Genomic DNA, 16,904 nt, shown 5'->3' with positions numbered 1-16,904 from the left:
CCCTAAATATAGTTCAGTCTAAAAAAGTAAATCGGGAATTGTAATGCACGAATATTTAATGTTTGCTCTGGCACTCTCTCCTTTGCTGCTGATGGTATTTTTAATACTGAAATTAAAAATGCCCATCCATTATTCCGTACTGATCTCTTTGGTATTCACCGCTGCACTATCGGCAATATTCTGGGAAATGCCCGTACAAAATCTGAAAGCCGCGATAGGGTATGGCGCACTGAAGGGACTATGGCCGATCGTGATTGTGATCCTCGGCGCTATTTTCAGTTATAACGTCATGCAGGCGACCAAAGCGCTGGATATTTTGCGCGATATTCTCGCCAGCATTAGCGAAGATAAGCGTATTCAGGTGCTGCTGATTTCATGGTGTTTTGGTGGATTTCTTGAAGCCGCAGCGGGCTATGGCACGGCGGTCGCTATTCCGATCGGCATTCTCATTGCGCTGGGATTCAACCCGTTGAAGGCGGCGATTGCCTCTCTCGTGGCAAATACAGTTCCTACCGCATTCGGCGCGGTCGGGATCCCGGTTTCTATTCTGGCTGAACAGGTTAATCTGCCGGTTTATACCTTAGGCGGAACCATTATTTTGCAGCTCGCGTTGTTTAATATCCTGCTGCCGTTTGTGATTGTCTGCATTATTGGCGGTGGCCTGAAAGCCATTCGCGGCGTATTTCTGATCACGTTGATTTGCGGCATTTCCACGCTGATTCCGCAATATTTTGTCGCCATCCATCTTGGCGCGGAATTACCCGCTTTTGCCGGTAGCCTGGTCAGCCTGTTTGCCGTGGCGATGGTCAGTCGCCTGCGCAAAGGGAAAACCGATCCAGAGTGGCGCATTGAGGTCAGCCATACCCGCGAAACCACGCCGCGCTCGGCAAAAGTGCTGTTCCGCGTGGGCTCTATCTATCTGTTTATTTTTGTGTTTATCCTGCTGTGTTCGCCGCTGTTCCCGACAATAAAAGGCGCGGCGTCCCAACTGGCTTCGGTGCTGCATTTCACGTTGGCTGACGGCAAAACGATGGCACTGAAAGTTGAATGGGTGACCACACCAGGGATGCTGATTATCTTTGCGACCATTATCGGCGGTTTTATTCAGGGAGCGTCCGCACGCGGGATGCTGGAAGTATTTATCAAAACGATTTTCCAGCTTAAAAACTCTATCGTGGCAATTATGGCGATCGTCGCGCTGGCCACGGTGATGGATCTCAGCGGGATTATCTCCACGCTGGCGCAGTCGATTGTCGATCTGACCGGCAGCTCGTACGTCTTCCTCGCCCCGGTGATTGGCGCGCTGGGCACGTTCGTTACCGGCAGCGATACCAACTCGAACATTCTGTTCGGCAAGCTGCAAACCATAGCTGCCAGCAAGTTACATATCGATCCCAACTGGCTGGCGGCGGCCAATACCTCTGGCGCTACGGGGGGCAAAATGATTTCGCCGCAAAGCATCGCCATCGCGGTTTCTGCCACCAAAATGGACGGTCAGGCCAACCAGATTATGTCTGGCACCATGAAATACTGCTGCGCCTACATTGTGATCCTCGGCCTGAAAGTCGGTCTCTTTTATTACTGGTTTATGGCGTAAGCCATTGTCAACCCCGTCAAATTCGCGGCAATCGTATTTGACGACACAGTGACCAAAAAGGTTTACACCGTCCCAGGAACGGAACAAGGCGACAGGCTTTACGATTTGTCGGCGCTGACTAAAATAGCGCCGATGTTTCAAATCGAGGATTGTTGTTATGTTGTTCTGGAAAAAGATGGTGAAGAAGTTCGACGCCTTTTCCGCGTTGATTCCACCACGCTACTTCCGCGTGTAATACCTGGCGCTTATGCCTGATGGCGCTTCGCTTATCAGGCCTACATTTCACACTCATTTGTAGGCCTGCGTTTCACGCTCATTTGTAGGCCGGATAAGGCGCGAGCCGCATCCGGCAGCAACAGCAGCGTATAATACTCACCCCTTCCTCTTACGCAGACCGCATGCTCTTAACACCGCCACCCACAGACGAAGCCACGCGAAACGGTAGACCAGAGGATGCTGAAGCCGCAGCAATGTCAGAAACATAGAGCCCCCTCGTGGCGCTACAGTACCGCTGCCCGATAGCGAATTTGCGGATCCATTATCTGGTGACGCGCATCTATCAGCCGCAGTTCATACGAATCATGCTCTTTTGTCAGTCGCATCACCGCATCGACGACACTGGTGGTCCGCTCCAGCGCCTGCTTGTCCTCATAACCATTGAGCAGTGAAGCCAGCATCACGCTGCAAATCAGATCCCCAACGCCCACCGGCATTTTGGCAAAGGTATACAGCGGCCGGGCAATGTGTAACGTCTGTTCCGGCGTCACCAGCAGCATTTCAAACGCCTGTTTGTCCCGCGAACAGTCGCCGAGATGCTTCACCAGCACCTTCTTCACACCCCACGACACCAGCTGCTGCGCAGCTTCCACCACCTCGTCAAAACCACGCAGTTGTCTGCCCGTCAGCACGCCCAGTTCATAGAGATTCGGTCCCATGATGTCGGCCAGTTGAATGGCATCATCGACAAAAAAGGACTCTACGCCCTGCGCGACAATGCAGCCTTTTTGCGGGGCGCCCATCACCGGATCGCAAAAATAGAGCGCCTGCGGATTACGCTGACGAATGGTGGTGACCGCGTGCTTCACCTCTTCACAATGCCGTTTATCCCCGAGATACCCGGACAGCACGGCATCGCATTGCGCCAGCTTTTGCAGGTCATCCAGCCCGCTGATGATGGCACTCAGCTCGCCGTGCGGCATCGCCATGCCCTGCCACATCCCGTACTGGGTGTGGTTGGAAAACTGTACGGTGTAAAACGGCCAGACATCGATCCCCGAAAGCTGCATCGGCAGCACAGCGGCTTTATTTCCGGCATAGCCATAAACGACTGACGACTGAACAGACAACACGTTTTTCATTTTGACTCCGTCTAACGAAACGTTGGCAGCAGACCAAATACGTCCAGAACAACCGTCAGATAGACAACCGCCCCACAGACAATCACCAGGTTAAGTACGGTGTTATTACAGGGCGCGGTATAGCTGGCGGTCGGAAAACGTTTCCGCGCGGCTTTCACCAGGAACGGCGGCAGGATCACGCTCCAGATGGTAAAGGCCAGACCGGCGTAGCCAATCGCGTGCACAAAACCGTTCGGGAAGAAGAAGCACACGGCGGCTGGCGGGAAGTAGGTCACCAGCGCGGTTTTCAGTCGGCCCATGCCGTCATCCGGGAAGTGAAACAGGTCGGCGATGTAATCGAACAAGCCAAGCGTCGCCGCCAGCAGAGAACTGGCTACTGCGAAGTTGCCGAAGAAGGTCAGGATCAGATCCATATACCGGCTGGTGAACAGCTCGCTGATGGCCTCAACAAACACGTCGATATTGCCGCCTTTGGCGATAATTGGCGGGAACGCGGAACGGCTGATGTTACCCATCGTGACGCCCAGCCAGAAGATGTACAGCAGCAGGGCAAACAGCGTACCGATGATAATCGAACGCGTGATATTCGGGACCCCACTCTTGCCATACAGCTTGACCAGGCTCGGCACGTTACCGTGAAAACCAAACGAGATAATACAGAACGGCAGCGTCATCAGAATGTAAGGCAGGTACTGTGAGTTGGGCAGCGCCACCGCCACGCTGTCGACAAGTTTCGCCACCTCAATATGACCAACCAGCCCGGAGAAAGTAGCAAAGAACGCAATAAACTTACCGATAATCAACACGGTAGTGATACGTCCGACCAGCAAGGAGCTATACCAGGCAATCGCGCCGACCAGCATACTGACGATCACCACCGAGATATTCGCCGGAAAGCGCACGCCGCTGTATTTGAACACGGTTTGCGCCATCACCGCTGACGATCCGGAAATATAGGCATAGGTCAGAATATACAGCACAAAGCCGAAAGCGATACCGACAACGATATTCCACTTACGGCCTAATAAATCCTGAGTAAAAGTATTAAAACTGGCACCAGCACCATAATGCAGGTTGACTTCAACCAGCATCAGACCGGTTAATAACATCATGATGGCGATAAACAGAAGAATAACAGACGCACCGGGGAACCATACGCCGGCCATCGCAATCGGCAGGGAGAACATCCCGCCACCCACTACGGTTGCGATAACCAACATGGTTCCGCTAATCAGTCCGGGGGTACTACTCTGTCGCTCAATGGCATTAATATCCATGATAAATGTTCCTGTAGACTATTCGTTATAATTACAGCTGTCATTTGTACATCATGCGGATAATAAAAATGTCGGAGTCAGGGTTAACTTTTTTTTAGTTATGTCACGGTAACGAGCACCGCAAAGGCTTCCTGTTCATGGAAAAGGAATACAAAAAAGCCCCATCATGTGATGGGGCCATAACTATTTTTTAGATGTAATCAAAGCGTGCAGTAAAGAAACGTAACTGCTTCGGCTCGTAAATAAACTTCAGCCCGCGAATATCTTCTTTGTGCTGGTAAAGTTTAATAATACCGTCAGCCACGACATCCATATGTGCGTAGGTATAAACACGGCGTGGAATAGTCAGACGCACGGTTTCCAGTTTCGGTCTGTGGTGTTCACCGGTCACGTTATTACGGCCCGCAGAGATAATTCCGCGCTCCATACTGCGCACGCCGGTTTCCACATAGATGCTGGCGGCCAGACTTTGTGCCGGGAACTCGTCCTGCGTCAGGTGCTCGCAGAAGCGACGCGCATCGAGGAATACCGCGTGACCGCCCACCGGTTCAACAATCGGTACGCCAGCGGCTTTCAGCTTATCGCCCAGGTAGCGAACCTGCTTCACGCGGTGCTCGATGTACTCGTACTGCATGGCTTCACGCAGGCCAATCGCCATGGCTTCCATGTCGCGTCCGGCCAGGCCGCCGTAGGATGGCATACCTTCGTAAACCACGACTAACTCTTTGGCAGAAGAGAACATTTCGTCATCGTTCATGCACAGGAAGCCTCCGATGTTCACCAGACAGTCTTTTTTACCACTCATGGTACAACCGTCAGCGTAGCTGAACATCTCATGCACGATCTCGGCGATGCTCTTGTTCTCAAAACCCTGCTCTTGCTCTTTGATAAAGTAGGCGTTTTCCACGCAGCGGGTAGCGTCGTAGAACACTTTAATGCCGTGTGCTGCCGTCAGTTCACGCACCGCACGCATGTTCGCCATCGAGACCGGCTGGCCGCCCGCGAGGTTAACCGTCACTGCCAGGCAAATATACGCAATATTCTCTGCGCCTTTTTCATCAATCAGCGTTTGTAATTTTTTAAGATCGATATCACCTTTAAACGCAATATTCAGACCGGCATCGTGCGCTTCGTCACGAACGATATCGACAAACACCGCACCATTTTTTTCCTGGTGATAACGGGTAGTAGTGAAATACATATTACCAGCAACATATTGCCCTGGTTTAATAGCCAGTTGTGATAATAAGTTTTCTGCGCCGCGGCCCTGGTGAGTCGGAACAATATGTTTAAAGCCGAACAGTTCCTGCACGGTTCTTTCCAGATGATAGAAGTTTTCGCTGCCCGCGTACGCTTCATCACCCATCATCATTCCGGCCCACTGCTTGTCGCTCATTGCGTTGGTGCCACTGTCGGTCAGCAGGTCAATATAAATATCTTTCGAATTTAACAGGAAAGTATTGTAACCCGCTTCTTGCATTTTCTTAAGGCGCTCATCACGCGGGATCATAGATACAGTTTCAACGCTTTTAATACGGAAGGGTTCTGCCGGATAATTCATTTTGTTTCTCCAGTAACAGTGGTCATGTACGTATTAATGTGAAGTAAATCATACCTGGTTCATCAATAAAGTCTGATGAAATATAACTATTCGCCTCCTGATCCAGGGGGAGAAATAATGTGGAGGCACTATGCAAGATTTGATTGATTATGGAAATAGCCCGGTCAACATTAATCACTGGCAATAATTTAAAAAGCTGTAAATGTGAGTGATGCAAATCACACGTCTTTTTTTTACCCGTTCATATTCAACAAGTTTTTTTTTGCGTTTCGATTTGCCATTCGGCGTAGTGTGTCTGCGGAGAGTGGAAATACTGAAAACTTAACTTTCCAGGCTGTGCTCGTAATGTATTGCTGAATGAGTACACCTCATTTTGTGAGAGTCGGATCACTTCATGGAGTGACATTTGTGATTTACATCACTAAAAGTGTAAAGCAAAGTGTACAAAACGGTGTTGTTTCAGAGTTTGCTATTTGCTTCAGTGAGTTAGATCGCATTTTTGGTCTGATGCAGAGGAGCGCTATTTTCTGGAAATGGCCGTATTTGGCGGACTGGAGGGGAATGGATTTATACGGTGAATAATACCGGATTTATTGGGGTGAAGGCGTTTTCTATTTATTCCGAAAGCGTGCTATTCGCGCTTATTTCATCTTATTTACATCTGGACTTCCCCCAGTTTACTGGCGTAATTTACAGGGGTTTTATTAGCGCGATGCGAAGGTGCGCCAACACCTGCGCATCGCTAATCGCAGTAACTATTTATATAAACGTATAACAGGAGGGACATCATCCCTCCTGTTATCGCGATAATGCCAATAATTATTTCACTAACGCGGATATATCCTTGAACAGAGAATGGGCTATTTCCACACCATCACGAGTTGTACGCGTACGGGAATGGTAGCGGCGCTCGCCCGGTAAACGCGCCCCTTGCCGCTGCATATCGGCAAAGAGTCTCTCGGCACGTGCCAGATGCTGCGGAGCCTCCAGTCCCAGAAAGCGGGCCGGGTCCAGGGCCAGAATCAGCTCGCCACCATAGGGCAACCCGCCAGCCCCCTTATCCCACGCCAGCGATTCCGCGCTGGTCATATCGCCGATGAGCGGTCCGGCAAGCAGTTCCACCATTGCCGCCAGTGCCGACCCTTTATGCCCGCCAAACGTCAACATCGCGCCGTCGAGGATCGCCTGCGCGTCGGTGGTGGCCTGACCGTCACCGTCAATCCCCCATCCTTCCGGCACCGCTTTTCCCGCCCGTTGATGGAGTTGGATCTCTCCCCGTGCCGCCGCACTGGTGGCCATGTCGAAGATAAACGGTTTTTTTTCTTCACGCGGCCAGCCAAATGCTATTGGGTTAGTGCCAAAAAGCGGCTGCGTCCCGCCTGCGGGAGCAACCCACGCATGGCTGGGCGTCGTCGCCAGCGCCACCAGCCCTGCCTCGGTGAGCGGCTCAACGTCGGCAAACAGCGCCGAAAAGTGCACACAGCGGTTAATCGCCAGGGCTGCAATACCGCTGTGGCGCGCCTTTTCTATCAGCAGTGGAAGCGCGCGCTCGAATGCCAGCAGGGAAAATGCCCCACCGGCGTCCACCTTCACAATGGCCGGCGCGGTATCGGTGATAACCGGCTCAGCGTCAGGTGACACCTTTCCTTTACGTCGCGTCTCCACAATCCCCAGCAACCGCCACAAACCATGCGAGGCACAGCCATCACGCTCACCGTGGGTCACGTTTGTCGCGATCGCCACGGCATGCGCTTCACTGAATCCGTTCCCGCGCAGCACCTTATATGCCAGCGCATAAGCCTCTGTTAACGAGAGGTTTACCATCTCCATGACCGACTCCTTTACTCTTCTTCATCACCGGTAAAGTTAGCCCGCGGCAGACAGGTTCGCTCACCCCAGTAGTAAATTCCCAGCGACATCACCGCTACCACCACCGTATCCCACGGATGACCAATCACCCCTGTGCCCCCAAAACTACCCAGCCAGGAGAAGAGCATAATCAGCGCGTAGAAGGCGATAAGCCACAGAGACGATTTCACCTGCTGCGCCAGACTCACGGTGTGTACCGGCACTTTTGATTTGCAAAGCACATAGACGACAAACATCACAATCTGCAGTCCCAGCAGCCATGACAGCGTGCCCCAGCCAGACCAGAATACAATCAGTGCCGAAATCACAAACGACACCGGACCGATAATCCCGAAGGCACGCACACGGAATGGGCGCGGCAAATCCGGTGCATTACGACGTAGCCCCGCCGCCGTGACCGGGGCAATGGCGTAGCTCAGTACCAGCGCCGCCGACACCACGCTTATCAGCTGTTCCCATGACGGGAACGGCAATGTCCAGAAGATAGACAATGCAAAGGTCAGCCACAGCGCCGGACGCGGAATGCCAGACTCTTTATCGATGTGGGTAAACGTCTTAAAGAAGGTGCCTGCTTTCGCCCAACCATAAATCACGCGCGGCGTGGCGTTCATGTAGATATTGCCGGTACCACTTGGGGAGACAATCGCGTCGCACACCACCATAAACGCCAGCCAGCCCATACCGAGCGTAATGGCGATATCCCGGTACGGCAGCGAGAATTGCTTGCTGATCTCCGCCCAGCCGCCACCCAGCATATCGGTCGGAATACTGCCAAGAAATGCCAGTTGCAACAGCACGTAAATAATCGTCGACAGCACCACGGATAAAATCAGCGCCACCGGGATGGTACGCTGCGGATTCTTAACTTCACTCGCCACAGAAATAATTGGCGTCAACCCCAGGTAGGCGAAGATGATCCCACCGGCGCTAATCGCAGCCTCAACGCCCGACATACCAAAGGGTGCAATCCCCTGAACGTGCAGGTTCTCAGGTTTGAAAAAGGTAAATAGCGTTACAACGACCGCTAACGGCACCAAAAATTTCAGAATACTGATGATGTTATTGGAACGGGCAAACGTTTTTACGCTGTAGTAATTCAGCCCGAAGAACAAACACAGCAGCAAAAACTGCACTACCCATCCCAGCAACGTTGGGTCGCTTGAACCAGTTTGAGTCAGCATCGGGAACCATGCTGCCGCATACTGCCGTGCAGCAACAATCTCTATGGAGATGAGGCTTGAAAACGCAATCAGCGTAATAAATCCAAGCAGATACCCCATCAACTCACCGTGGGAAAAGACCGGATAACGGATAATCCCCCCGGCACGAGGCAGTGCCGCGCCCAGCTCACAATAGACAATCCCCAACAGCAAAACGGCAATTCCGCCGATGACCCACGAGGCAATGCCCGCAGGTCCGGCAATCGATGCCACATGGCTTGCGGCAAACAGCCAGCCGGAACCGAAGATAGCCCCAAGCCCAATAAACGTCAGGTCGGTTAGCGTTAGCTGCTTTTTAAATTTACCCACCTCAGCAACGCGGGCCTGTGTTTGGTGCGTAGAGTGAATCGTCATGGTCATGCCCTTCAGTCAACAGAGGGGGAAATGGCTTCCCGGGTCCACTGCCCGTTAATCAGGCGCAGCAGGTTCAGAGGGTTGTCATCCTGGACAGCAGGCGGAAGCAGCGCGGCAGGCACATTTTGCAGGCATACCGGGCGTAAAAAACGGTCGATGGATTGCGTCCCTACCGAAGTACCGCGAGCATCGGTGGTGGCAGGCCACGGACCGCCGTGCACCATGGCATCACAGACATCAACGCCGGTCGGATAACCGTTAAACAAAACGCGTCCCGCTTTTTCAGTGAGGGCTGGCAGTAGGCGCTGTGCCAGCGGCCCATCATCAGATTCGGCGTGCACGGTTGCCGTCAACTGGCCTGGAATCACGCGCAAAATGGACTGCAACTCCGCCTCATCGGCCACCTCGACCAACACCGCCAGCGGGCCAAACACTTCCTGCTGTAGCAGTGGATCCTGTGCCAGCAGCAGCGAAGCCGGAGCCTGATACAACCGGGCCTGCGCGCGGCCGATAACCGATTCATCAGACCCTGCCAAACGCTGAATATGCGGATGTGCCTCAAGCGCGCTGACACCCTCTTCATAATGGGCAAGCGTTGGGGCATTCAGCATGATCTGTGCCGGTGCCAGGTCAACCGCGACCTTCAGTGCCTGCGTGAAGCGGGACATACCCTCGCCGCGTAAGACAAGGATCAGCCCCGGCTTGGTACAAAACTGTCCACATCCCAGAGTGAAAGAGGACACCAGCTCATTGGCCAGCGTTTCTGCCCGCGTGGCGACGGCCTGCGGCAGAATAATCAGCGGGTTAATGGCCGACATTTCCGCAAAGACGGGGATCGGCTGCGGACGCTGCTGCGCCAGCTGCCAGAGCGCCTTACCGCCGCGCAGCGAACCGGTAAAACCCACCGCCTGAATCGCCGGATGGCGAACCAGATCCGCGCCAATATCGGTGCCGAAAATCATGTTAAAAACGCCCGCAGGCAGGCCAGATGCCGCGACCGCACGCACCATCGCCTGGGCAGTCAATTCCGCCGTCGCCATATGCCCGGGATGGGCCTTAACTACCACCGGACAACCCGCCGCCAGCGCGGATGCGGTATCGCCCCCTGCCGTAGAAAAGGCCAGCGGAAAATTGCTGGCCCCGAACACCGCCACCGGGCCAAGCGCGGTCAGATACTGACGCAGGTCCGGGCGCGGCAGCGGCTGGCGGTCAGGGAGTGCGGTATCAATACGTACGCCAAAGGCATCGCCCCGACGCAGCACCCCGGCAAACATGCGCAGCTGATTACTGGTACGGGTACGCTCTCCCTGTAACCGCGCCAGCGGCAGCGCCGTTTCCTGGTGGGCTATGGCGAAAAAATCCTCGCCGAGCAAATCCAGCTCGTCGGCAAGGGTGTCGAGAAAGCGGGCTCGTACATCCGGCGCTGTCTGCGAATAAACAGGAAACGCCTGGTCAGCCGCCTCCGCCGCGGCGGCGGCCTCCTCACGAGAGGCCGGGTAAAAATGGTATCCGGTCAGCTTGCCGTCAGCGGCACGCAGGCTTGGCAGCGTCGCCTCACCGCTTGCCACGCGACGTCCGGCGATAAACTGCTGACCCGAAACAGAGAGAGGTAGCGTCATCATCACTCCTTTACTTAAAGGCCGACATCCGGCAGCTGTGGACGGGTCGCCAGCGCCTTCTCAACAATCGCCACCACTTGCGCACGGGTATCCCCTTCCAGCGCCAGACGCGGTGGACGGGTAATGGCGCTGCCGCGCCCCAGCAATTCTTCACAAAGCTTGATGCACTGCACCAGATCCGGGCGCGCATCCAGATGCAGCAACGGCATAAACCAGCGGTAAAGCGCCATCGCTTCCTCATAACGCTGTTGTTTCGCCAGGCGGAACAACGTCTCCCCTTCACGCGGGAAGGCGTTCGACATTCCGGAGATCCAGCCTTCCGCCCCAACGGCAATGCTCTCGACCACCACATCATCCAACCCAGCGAACAGCACAAAGCGGTCGCCAACAGAGTTACGCAGGTCGATAAAACGGCGAGTATCGCCGGAGGAGTCTTTGAAGCAGACGATGTTGTCGCAGTCGGCAAGCGTCGCCAGGATATCCGGCGTCACGTCGTTTTTGTAAATCGGCGGGTTGTTGTACACCATGATAGGCAGGTCGGTAGCTGTAGCCACACTGCGGAAGTGGGCCGCTGTTTCATGCGGTTTTGAGGAATACACCAGCGCAGGCATCACCATAATACCGTCGACGCCCACGCGCTCTGCCTCTTTCGCCATCTTCTGTGCAAACGCGGTGGTGAATTCAGCCACCCCCGCAATGACCGGGATCTGACCGCCCGCAGCATCTTTCGCTACTTCGATGATCTGCAGCTTTTCCTGCGTGGTCAGAGAGGTATTCTCCCCCACGCTGCCGCACACCACCAGGCCAGAAACACCATCCTTGACCAGGTTTTTCATCACCGTGTGGGTGGCATCCAGATCCAGGGAATAATCGCTACGAAACTGGGTGCTGACTGCCGGGAATACACCGCTCCAGTGAATGGCTTTCTTGCTCATGTTCGGTTCCTTGTCGTCAATTTGTTAATTGAAAGTGAATGAATGGTGAATATTCACTGACAGATTGACGTTTCAGGCGACCGACTGCTTGGTGGTTTTCTTCCTCTTTGATGACGAAATTAGCACAGTGAGTGTGTCTTACCCGGCAAGCGTAATGCGAAAATCACGCGGCGTAGAGCCCGTCATCGCCTTAAACTGGCGGCTAAACGCGCTGTGATCGGTATAACCGCACTGCAACGCAATATCGGTAATCGGCGTATCGCCCGCCAGCAGTTCGGTAGCTTTTTCCAGCCGAACTTTGTGGATCATCTGGCGCGGAGTGAGATGAAAAATACGCTTACAGTAGCGCTCAATTTGCGCCACCGACATGCCGCTCAGGGCGGTTAGTTCTTCCATCGCGATGGGACGGTGATAATGGTTGCGGATATGATCGTCGACGATCGCCAGCCGCTGCCACGCCGGGTGACGCGCCTGCGCTTCCTGCAGATCGTGTGAAATCCCCGCCATACCGATGACCTGGCCCTGCGCATCCCGCAGCGCCAGCTTCTGGGTCAAACACCAGCCGCGTTCACGACCGTTGTAGAGATGCATTTCCAGCTGATCGCGTAGCGTTACCCCTTCGCGCAGCACCCGCATATCCTGCTCGGTATAGCCCAGCCCAAGCGCTGAAGGGAAAACATCAGCAGAAGTTTTACCCAGCAGAGAAACCACCGTCTTAAACCCGCAGCGTCGTGCCAGGGTCATATTGACCATCAAATAGCGGGCCTGCACATCTTTGATAAAAAAAACCACATTCGGAATGGCATTGAGCAGCGGCGCAATCAATGCCATCGCATGGAGCAACGTCTGGATATTGTCCGGACGCTGACGCGCCAACCCCTCACATATCTGGCTAAGTTCAGCCACTTCCGGCACCGGCGACGGGGCCCGCACATCATTAATCACACAGGACATCATGCTTCCTCCCGATTAGTGACCTGAATATTTATTAACTTTTTGTTAACCGAGCAAGCATCCTTACTGCGTTTTGCGATCCTGCCGTAGATTTATAACTTCCCCTTTTCCAGCCACTGGCGCGGTTGCCTTTTTTGGTTTACCACACCACTAACGAAATGATTAATAACAAATAAATATGATACCGACTTAACGATGACAGCGGCCATTATGCTGATTTCGTCATTTGCGGTGACGAAAGCGATCAAGCCGGGACGCAAGGCTTGCGTCAGCATTTAGCAACAAAATATTAACTTTCCGGAGATCCTATGACAGCGCAGTACAGTGAACTGAGAGTGATTGATTCTCACACCGGCGGTGAACCCACTCGCCTGGTCATCGACGGCTTTCCGGATCTGGGTACGGGGAGCATGAGCGAGCGTCGGGAGCGCTTTTCCCGCGACTACGACGACTGGCGTAAAGCCATTATTCTTGAGCCACGCGGTAACGACGTTCTGGTCGGTGCATTGCTCTGTGAACCGGTTTCGCCACAGGCCACGGCGGGAGTCATCTTCTTTAACAACTGCGGCTTTCTGAACATGTGCGGTCACGGCACCATCGGGCTGATTGCCTCGCTGGCATGGCTTGGGCGCATTCAACCCGGTAAACATCTGATTGAAACGCCGGTGGGCGATGTGACCGCCACGCTGCACGAAGACGGCAGCGTCTCGGTCGAAAACGTGCCGGCCTACCGCTGGCGTAAGCAGGTACAGGTTGAAACCGTCCACGGTACGGTAACGGGTGATATCGCCTGGGGCGGCAACTGGTTTTTCCTCGTCAACGATCATCCGTTCGCGGTCTCGCCGGAAAAGATCCCTGAATTGACGGAGTACGCATGGGCAATCCGTGAAGGGTTAGATCGTGCAGGCATCCGTGGCGAACACGACGGCATTATCGATCACATCGAACTGTTTGCAGAAGATGATCGCGCGGATAGCCGCAGCTTTGTACTCTGCCCCGGTAAAGCCTGGGATCGATCGCCCTGCGGCACCGGCACCAGCGCCAAACTGGCCTGTCTGGCAGAGGACGGAAAACTCAAATCCGGAGAATCCTGGCGGCAGGCGAGCATCATCGGCAGCGAATTTACGGCGCATTTCGTGCCGCATGGCGACAAGATCGTCCCGACGATCCGCGGAGAGGCATGGGTCTGTGGCGACAACCGGCTGATCCTCAATCCTGAAGATCCGTTCTGTTGGGGGATCTCGCTGTGATCGAAAGTGACGTCATCGTCATCGGTGCCGGGATTATCGGGGCCGCCTGCGCCTGGCAACTGGCCGCTCGCGGGCAGCGAGTCACGCTGGTCGATGACGGCAATGCGGGCGCGACGGCGGCGGGTATGGGTCACCTGGTGTGCATGGATGACGATCCTGCGGAGCTCGCACTCTCTGCCTGGTCTCTGGAGAGCTGGCGCAAACTGACGCCCCGGATGCCGGAAAGCTGTGCCTGGCGCGGATGCGGCACGCTGTGGCTGGCGGAAACGCCGCAAGAGCTTGCGCTGGCAGAAGAAAAAAAACAACGAATGGCACAATACCAGGTTATCAGCGAAATGCAGACCCGCGATCGGCTTGCCGCGCGCGAACCGCTGCTCACCACCGGACTCACTGGCGGGCTGTGGGTCCCCGGTGACGGGATAGTTTACGCCCCAAACGTCGCCCGCTGGTTTATTAACGATGCCGATGTAACGCATCTTCGGGATAGCGCCCTCTCTGTTGATGCCCCTTACGTCACCCTACACAGCGGCAAACGACTGCGCGCACGCGCCATCGTCATCGCCAGCGGTCTGGGGGCCAATACGCTGCTGGGTGAAAACTGGCTCAGACCCAAAAAAGGCCAGTTGGCGATCACCGACCGCTACGGCCCCTTGCTCAGCCACCAGCTGGTAGAGTTGGGGTACGGTGCCAGCGCCCATGCAGGCGGCACCTCAGTGGCCTTTAACATTCAGCCACGCCCCACCGGACAGTTGCTGATTGGCTCCTCTCGCCAGTTTGATAACACCGACCGCGAGGTTGACCTCCCTCTGCTGGCACAGATGCTGGCGCGCGCGCGCCATTTTTTACCCTCTCTTGAGGCACTTAATATCATTCGTTGCTGGAGCGGTTTTCGCGCGGCATCGGCTGACGGCAACCCGCTGATTGGCCCACATCCTGCGCGTCCGGGTATCTGGTTGGCGCTGGGACATGAAGGACTGGGCGTCACAACCGCGCCAGCAACCGCCGAGTTACTTTGCGCCCAGATCCTTGGCGAGCGTCCGGCGGTGTCCCCGGATGCCTGGCTCCCCTCTCGCCTGCACAAGCAGGAGGCCATCGCATGACAACCCTGAAGGTAATTATCGACGGCCAGACCTGTGAGGTTCCCGTCGGAATGAGTATTGCAGCAGCACTGGCCCTGGTGGGCAACGGCGTGACCCGTCGTTCGGTGAGTGGTCAACTGCGCGCACCCTTCTGCGGAATGGGGGTGTGCCAGGAGTGCCGCGTCACGGTGAACGGACACCGGGTGCTGGCCTGCCAGGCGGAATGCCAGCCCGAAATGGTGATTGAAAGGAGCCATCATGCAAAGCGTTGACTGTGAGATCCTGATCCTTGGCGCAGGGCCAGCCGGGTTGTCGGCGGCACTGGCTGCCGCACGCTGTGGAAAATCAGTGATAATCCTTGATGATAACCCGCGCCCCGGCGGGCAAATCTGGCGCGACGGGCCGCAGGTCTCACTCCCCCGGCACGCCAGACGGCTTCGTCAGGCGGTAGCTGAACATCCCAACATCACACTGCTGAGCGGTGCCCGGCTAATTGCCCGCCCCACCCCACATTCCGTAGTCTTCGAAACCGCAGACGACTGCGGCGAAATCCGCTGGCAGCGGCTGATTTTATGCTGCGGCGCCAGAGAACTCTCGCTGCCTTTTCCCGGCTGGACACTACCCAATGTGACGGGGGCCGGAGGCCTGCAGGCGCAGATAAAACACGGCCTACAACTCAAGGGGGAACGCGTGGTCATTGCAGGCAGCGGTCCTCTTCTGCTGGCGGTCGCCAGTACGGTGAAACGCGCTGGCGGGAATATTGTCGCCATTATCGAACAGGCCCCGATAACCGCACTGGCCCGTTTCGCAACCGGGCTCTGGCGCTGGCCTGAAAAATTGCGTCAGTTCGGCGAGCTCTTTCCAGCCCGTTATCATCCGGCAAGCCAGGTCATCCAAGCGCAGGGTACTCCCTGTCTTCAGTCAGTGACCGTGCGCCACCAGGGACAAACCCGGGAGATCGTCTGCGACAGGCTGGCCATTGGCTATGGGCTGGTACCGAATATAGAACCTGGCGCAATCTTTGGCTGCAAAACAGAAAATCAGGCTATTTGGGTCGATGCGGAGCAACGCACCAGCGTGCAGGATATCTATGCGGCAGGAGAATGCACGGGCTTTGGCGGCAGCGAGCTGGCGTTAGCCGAGGGAGAGATTGCTGGCTATGCCGCCGCAAATTGTCCGCAAAAGGCCCAAAGCGCCATCTCCGCGCGCGCCCGCTGGCAGCGTTTTGCCCACGCGCTGCATACGACTTTTGCATTGCCGGAGTCGCTAAAAGCCGCGACCACCGCAGATACGCTGCTCTGTCGTTGTGAGGATATTCGTTGTGGCGACGTGCAAAACGCCGAAAGCTGGCAGGCGGCAAAGCTCGCTTCACGCTGTGGAATGGGGGCTTGTCAGGGGAAAGTCTGCGCCACCAGTGCCCGCTGGCTGTACGGCTGGCCGCTGCCGCAGCCGCGCGAACCGCTCTCCCCTGCGCGTATCGACACGCTTATCCATCTAGCAAAACCTGAGGGGTGATGGTCAGGTATAAAGGCGCCCACTGGCGCCTTTTTTGATGTGGTGTATCCGTAGACCATTTCGTCAAAGGGAATAATTTTTATCTTCACCCATATCTATTTCGCTCTGTGTATTGGGAACCGAGCGTCCTATTTATGCCAAACATTCAAAAATATAAAGGGAATGTCATGCATGTTTAAAATATGATAAACCCAACACTTCAAATTACCGATATTGCTTTTATTAACAAGCAGAAACCAGCATAACACCCCAGGAAATAACCTTTTCTTTCCATATAGTTAGAAAAAATAACACTTACTAAAGCAAGGTTTATTTT

13 protein-coding genes are annotated in these 16,904 nt (G+C 54.9%); 5 read left to right on the top strand and 8 right to left on the bottom strand.

Annotated features, from left to right (window positions below):
• Positions 1 to 43 precede the first annotated feature (43 nt).
• Entirely contained in the window at positions 44 to 1,597 is a 1,554-nt protein-coding gene (locus OGY18_RS22095; protein ID WP_000545263.1) for an L-lactate permease, read from the top strand.
• Positions 1,598 to 2,097: 500 nt separating this feature from the next.
• Here OGY18_RS22095 and pdxY read toward each other — a convergent pair whose 3' ends face one another.
• The 8 genes from pdxY to OGY18_RS22055 all read right to left on the bottom strand — a co-directional run bounded on the left by pdxY (position 2,098) and on the right by OGY18_RS22055 (position 12,744).
• On the bottom strand, positions 2,098 to 2,955 hold the full coding sequence (pdxY, locus tag OGY18_RS22090; protein WP_286554393.1) for a pyridoxal kinase PdxY: 858 nt from the start codon (positions 2,953 to 2,955) through the stop codon (positions 2,098 to 2,100).
• Between the two features lie 11 nt (positions 2,956 to 2,966).
• Positions 2,967 to 4,232: an aromatic amino acid transporter gene (locus tag OGY18_RS22085; RefSeq protein WP_003830097.1), complete on the bottom strand. Its 1,266-nt coding sequence runs from the start codon at positions 4,230 to 4,232 to the stop codon at positions 2,967 to 2,969.
• Between the two features lie 190 nt (positions 4,233 to 4,422).
• A complete protein-coding gene (locus tag OGY18_RS22080; RefSeq protein ID WP_003830098.1) occupies positions 4,423 to 5,793 on the bottom strand; it encodes a tyrosine phenol-lyase in 1,371 nt (456 codons plus the stop codon).
• Between the two features lie 819 nt (positions 5,794 to 6,612).
• Positions 6,613 to 7,623, bottom strand: coding sequence for an Ldh family oxidoreductase (locus OGY18_RS22075; RefSeq protein WP_286554390.1), 1,011 nt, complete (start codon positions 7,621 to 7,623; stop codon positions 6,613 to 6,615).
• 11 nt (positions 7,624 to 7,634) lie between these two features.
• On the bottom strand, positions 7,635 to 9,236 hold the full coding sequence (locus tag OGY18_RS22070; RefSeq protein ID WP_048227169.1) for an APC family permease: 1,602 nt from the start codon (positions 9,234 to 9,236) through the stop codon (positions 7,635 to 7,637).
• Positions 9,237 to 9,247: 11 nt separating this feature from the next.
• Complete coding sequence (locus OGY18_RS22065) at positions 9,248 to 10,855, bottom strand: aldehyde dehydrogenase (NADP(+)) (RefSeq protein WP_286554574.1); 1,608 nt, start codon at positions 10,853 to 10,855, stop codon at positions 9,248 to 9,250.
• A gap of 14 nt (positions 10,856 to 10,869) precedes the next feature.
• Complete coding sequence (locus OGY18_RS22060; RefSeq protein WP_003830108.1) at positions 10,870 to 11,790, bottom strand: dihydrodipicolinate synthase family protein; 921 nt, start codon at positions 11,788 to 11,790, stop codon at positions 10,870 to 10,872.
• Positions 11,791 to 11,928: 138 nt separating this feature from the next.
• Entirely contained in the window at positions 11,929 to 12,744 is an 816-nt protein-coding gene (locus OGY18_RS22055) for an AraC family transcriptional regulator (RefSeq protein WP_008786078.1), read from the bottom strand.
• Positions 12,745 to 13,052: 308 nt separating this feature from the next.
• Here OGY18_RS22055 and OGY18_RS22050 point away from each other — a divergent pair, with 308 nt between their 5' ends.
• Genes OGY18_RS22050 through OGY18_RS22035 form a run of 4 tightly spaced genes read left to right on the top strand, consistent with a single transcriptional unit; the run spans position 13,053 to position 16,588 of the window.
• Positions 13,053 to 13,994 carry a 4-hydroxyproline epimerase gene (locus OGY18_RS22050; protein WP_286554388.1) on the top strand — a complete coding sequence of 314 codons (942 nt, stop codon included), beginning with the start codon at positions 13,053 to 13,055 and terminating at the stop codon, positions 13,992 to 13,994.
• Positions 13,991 to 15,094 (top strand): NAD(P)/FAD-dependent oxidoreductase, encoded by a 1,104-nt coding sequence (locus OGY18_RS22045; protein ID WP_286554386.1) that lies wholly within the window; start codon positions 13,991 to 13,993, stop codon positions 15,092 to 15,094. Before OGY18_RS22050 ends, OGY18_RS22045 begins: the two co-directional genes overlap by 4 nt.
• Complete coding sequence (locus tag OGY18_RS22040; RefSeq protein ID WP_286554385.1) at positions 15,091 to 15,345, top strand: (2Fe-2S)-binding protein; 255 nt, start codon at positions 15,091 to 15,093, stop codon at positions 15,343 to 15,345. Before OGY18_RS22045 ends, OGY18_RS22040 begins: the two co-directional genes overlap by 4 nt.
• Positions 15,332 to 16,588, top strand: coding sequence for an NAD(P)/FAD-dependent oxidoreductase (locus tag OGY18_RS22035; protein WP_286554383.1), 1,257 nt, complete (start codon positions 15,332 to 15,334; stop codon positions 16,586 to 16,588). The genes OGY18_RS22040 and OGY18_RS22035 overlap by 14 nt, the downstream gene beginning before the upstream one ends.
• Positions 16,589 to 16,904 lie beyond the last annotated feature (316 nt).

Origin of the sequence: Citrobacter sp. Cpo142 (assembly GCF_030332425.1) — a bacterium.
GTDB classification, from domain to species: Bacteria; Pseudomonadota; Gammaproteobacteria; order Enterobacterales; family Enterobacteriaceae; genus Citrobacter; species Citrobacter portucalensis.
The sequence above is the reverse complement of the archived record's forward strand: the minus strand, read 5'-3'. Positions and strand labels throughout refer to the sequence as shown.

Excerpts from the sequence above, each read along its gene's own strand:
- pdxY (WP_286554393.1), bottom strand. The coding sequence starts at position 2,955 with ATGAAAAACGTGTTGTCTGTTCAGTCGTCAGTCGTTTATGGCTATGCC.
- OGY18_RS22055 (WP_008786078.1), bottom strand. The coding sequence starts at position 12,744 with ATGTCCTGTGTGATTAATGATGTGCGGGCCCCGTCGCCGGTGCCGGAA.
- OGY18_RS22095 (WP_000545263.1), top strand. The coding sequence starts at position 44 with ATGCACGAATATTTAATGTTTGCTCTGGCACTCTCTCCTTTGCTGCTG.
- OGY18_RS22040 (WP_286554385.1), top strand. The coding sequence starts at position 15,091 with ATGACAACCCTGAAGGTAATTATCGACGGCCAGACCTGTGAGGTTCCC.
- OGY18_RS22060 (WP_003830108.1), bottom strand. The coding sequence starts at position 11,790 with ATGAGCAAGAAAGCCATTCACTGGAGCGGTGTATTCCCGGCAGTCAGC.
- OGY18_RS22035 (WP_286554383.1), top strand. The coding sequence starts at position 15,332 with ATGCAAAGCGTTGACTGTGAGATCCTGATCCTTGGCGCAGGGCCAGCC.
- OGY18_RS22070 (WP_048227169.1), bottom strand. The coding sequence starts at position 9,236 with ATGACGATTCACTCTACGCACCAAACACAGGCCCGCGTTGCTGAGGTG.
- OGY18_RS22050 (WP_286554388.1), top strand. The coding sequence starts at position 13,053 with ATGACAGCGCAGTACAGTGAACTGAGAGTGATTGATTCTCACACCGGC.
- OGY18_RS22065 (WP_286554574.1), bottom strand. The coding sequence starts at position 10,855 with ATGACGCTACCTCTCTCTGTTTCGGGTCAGCAGTTTATCGCCGGACGT.
- OGY18_RS22075 (WP_286554390.1), bottom strand. The coding sequence starts at position 7,623 with ATGGAGATGGTAAACCTCTCGTTAACAGAGGCTTATGCGCTGGCATAT.
- OGY18_RS22080 (WP_003830098.1), bottom strand. The coding sequence starts at position 5,793 with ATGAATTATCCGGCAGAACCCTTCCGTATTAAAAGCGTTGAAACTGTA.
- OGY18_RS22085 (WP_003830097.1), bottom strand. The coding sequence starts at position 4,232 with ATGGATATTAATGCCATTGAGCGACAGAGTAGTACCCCCGGACTGATT.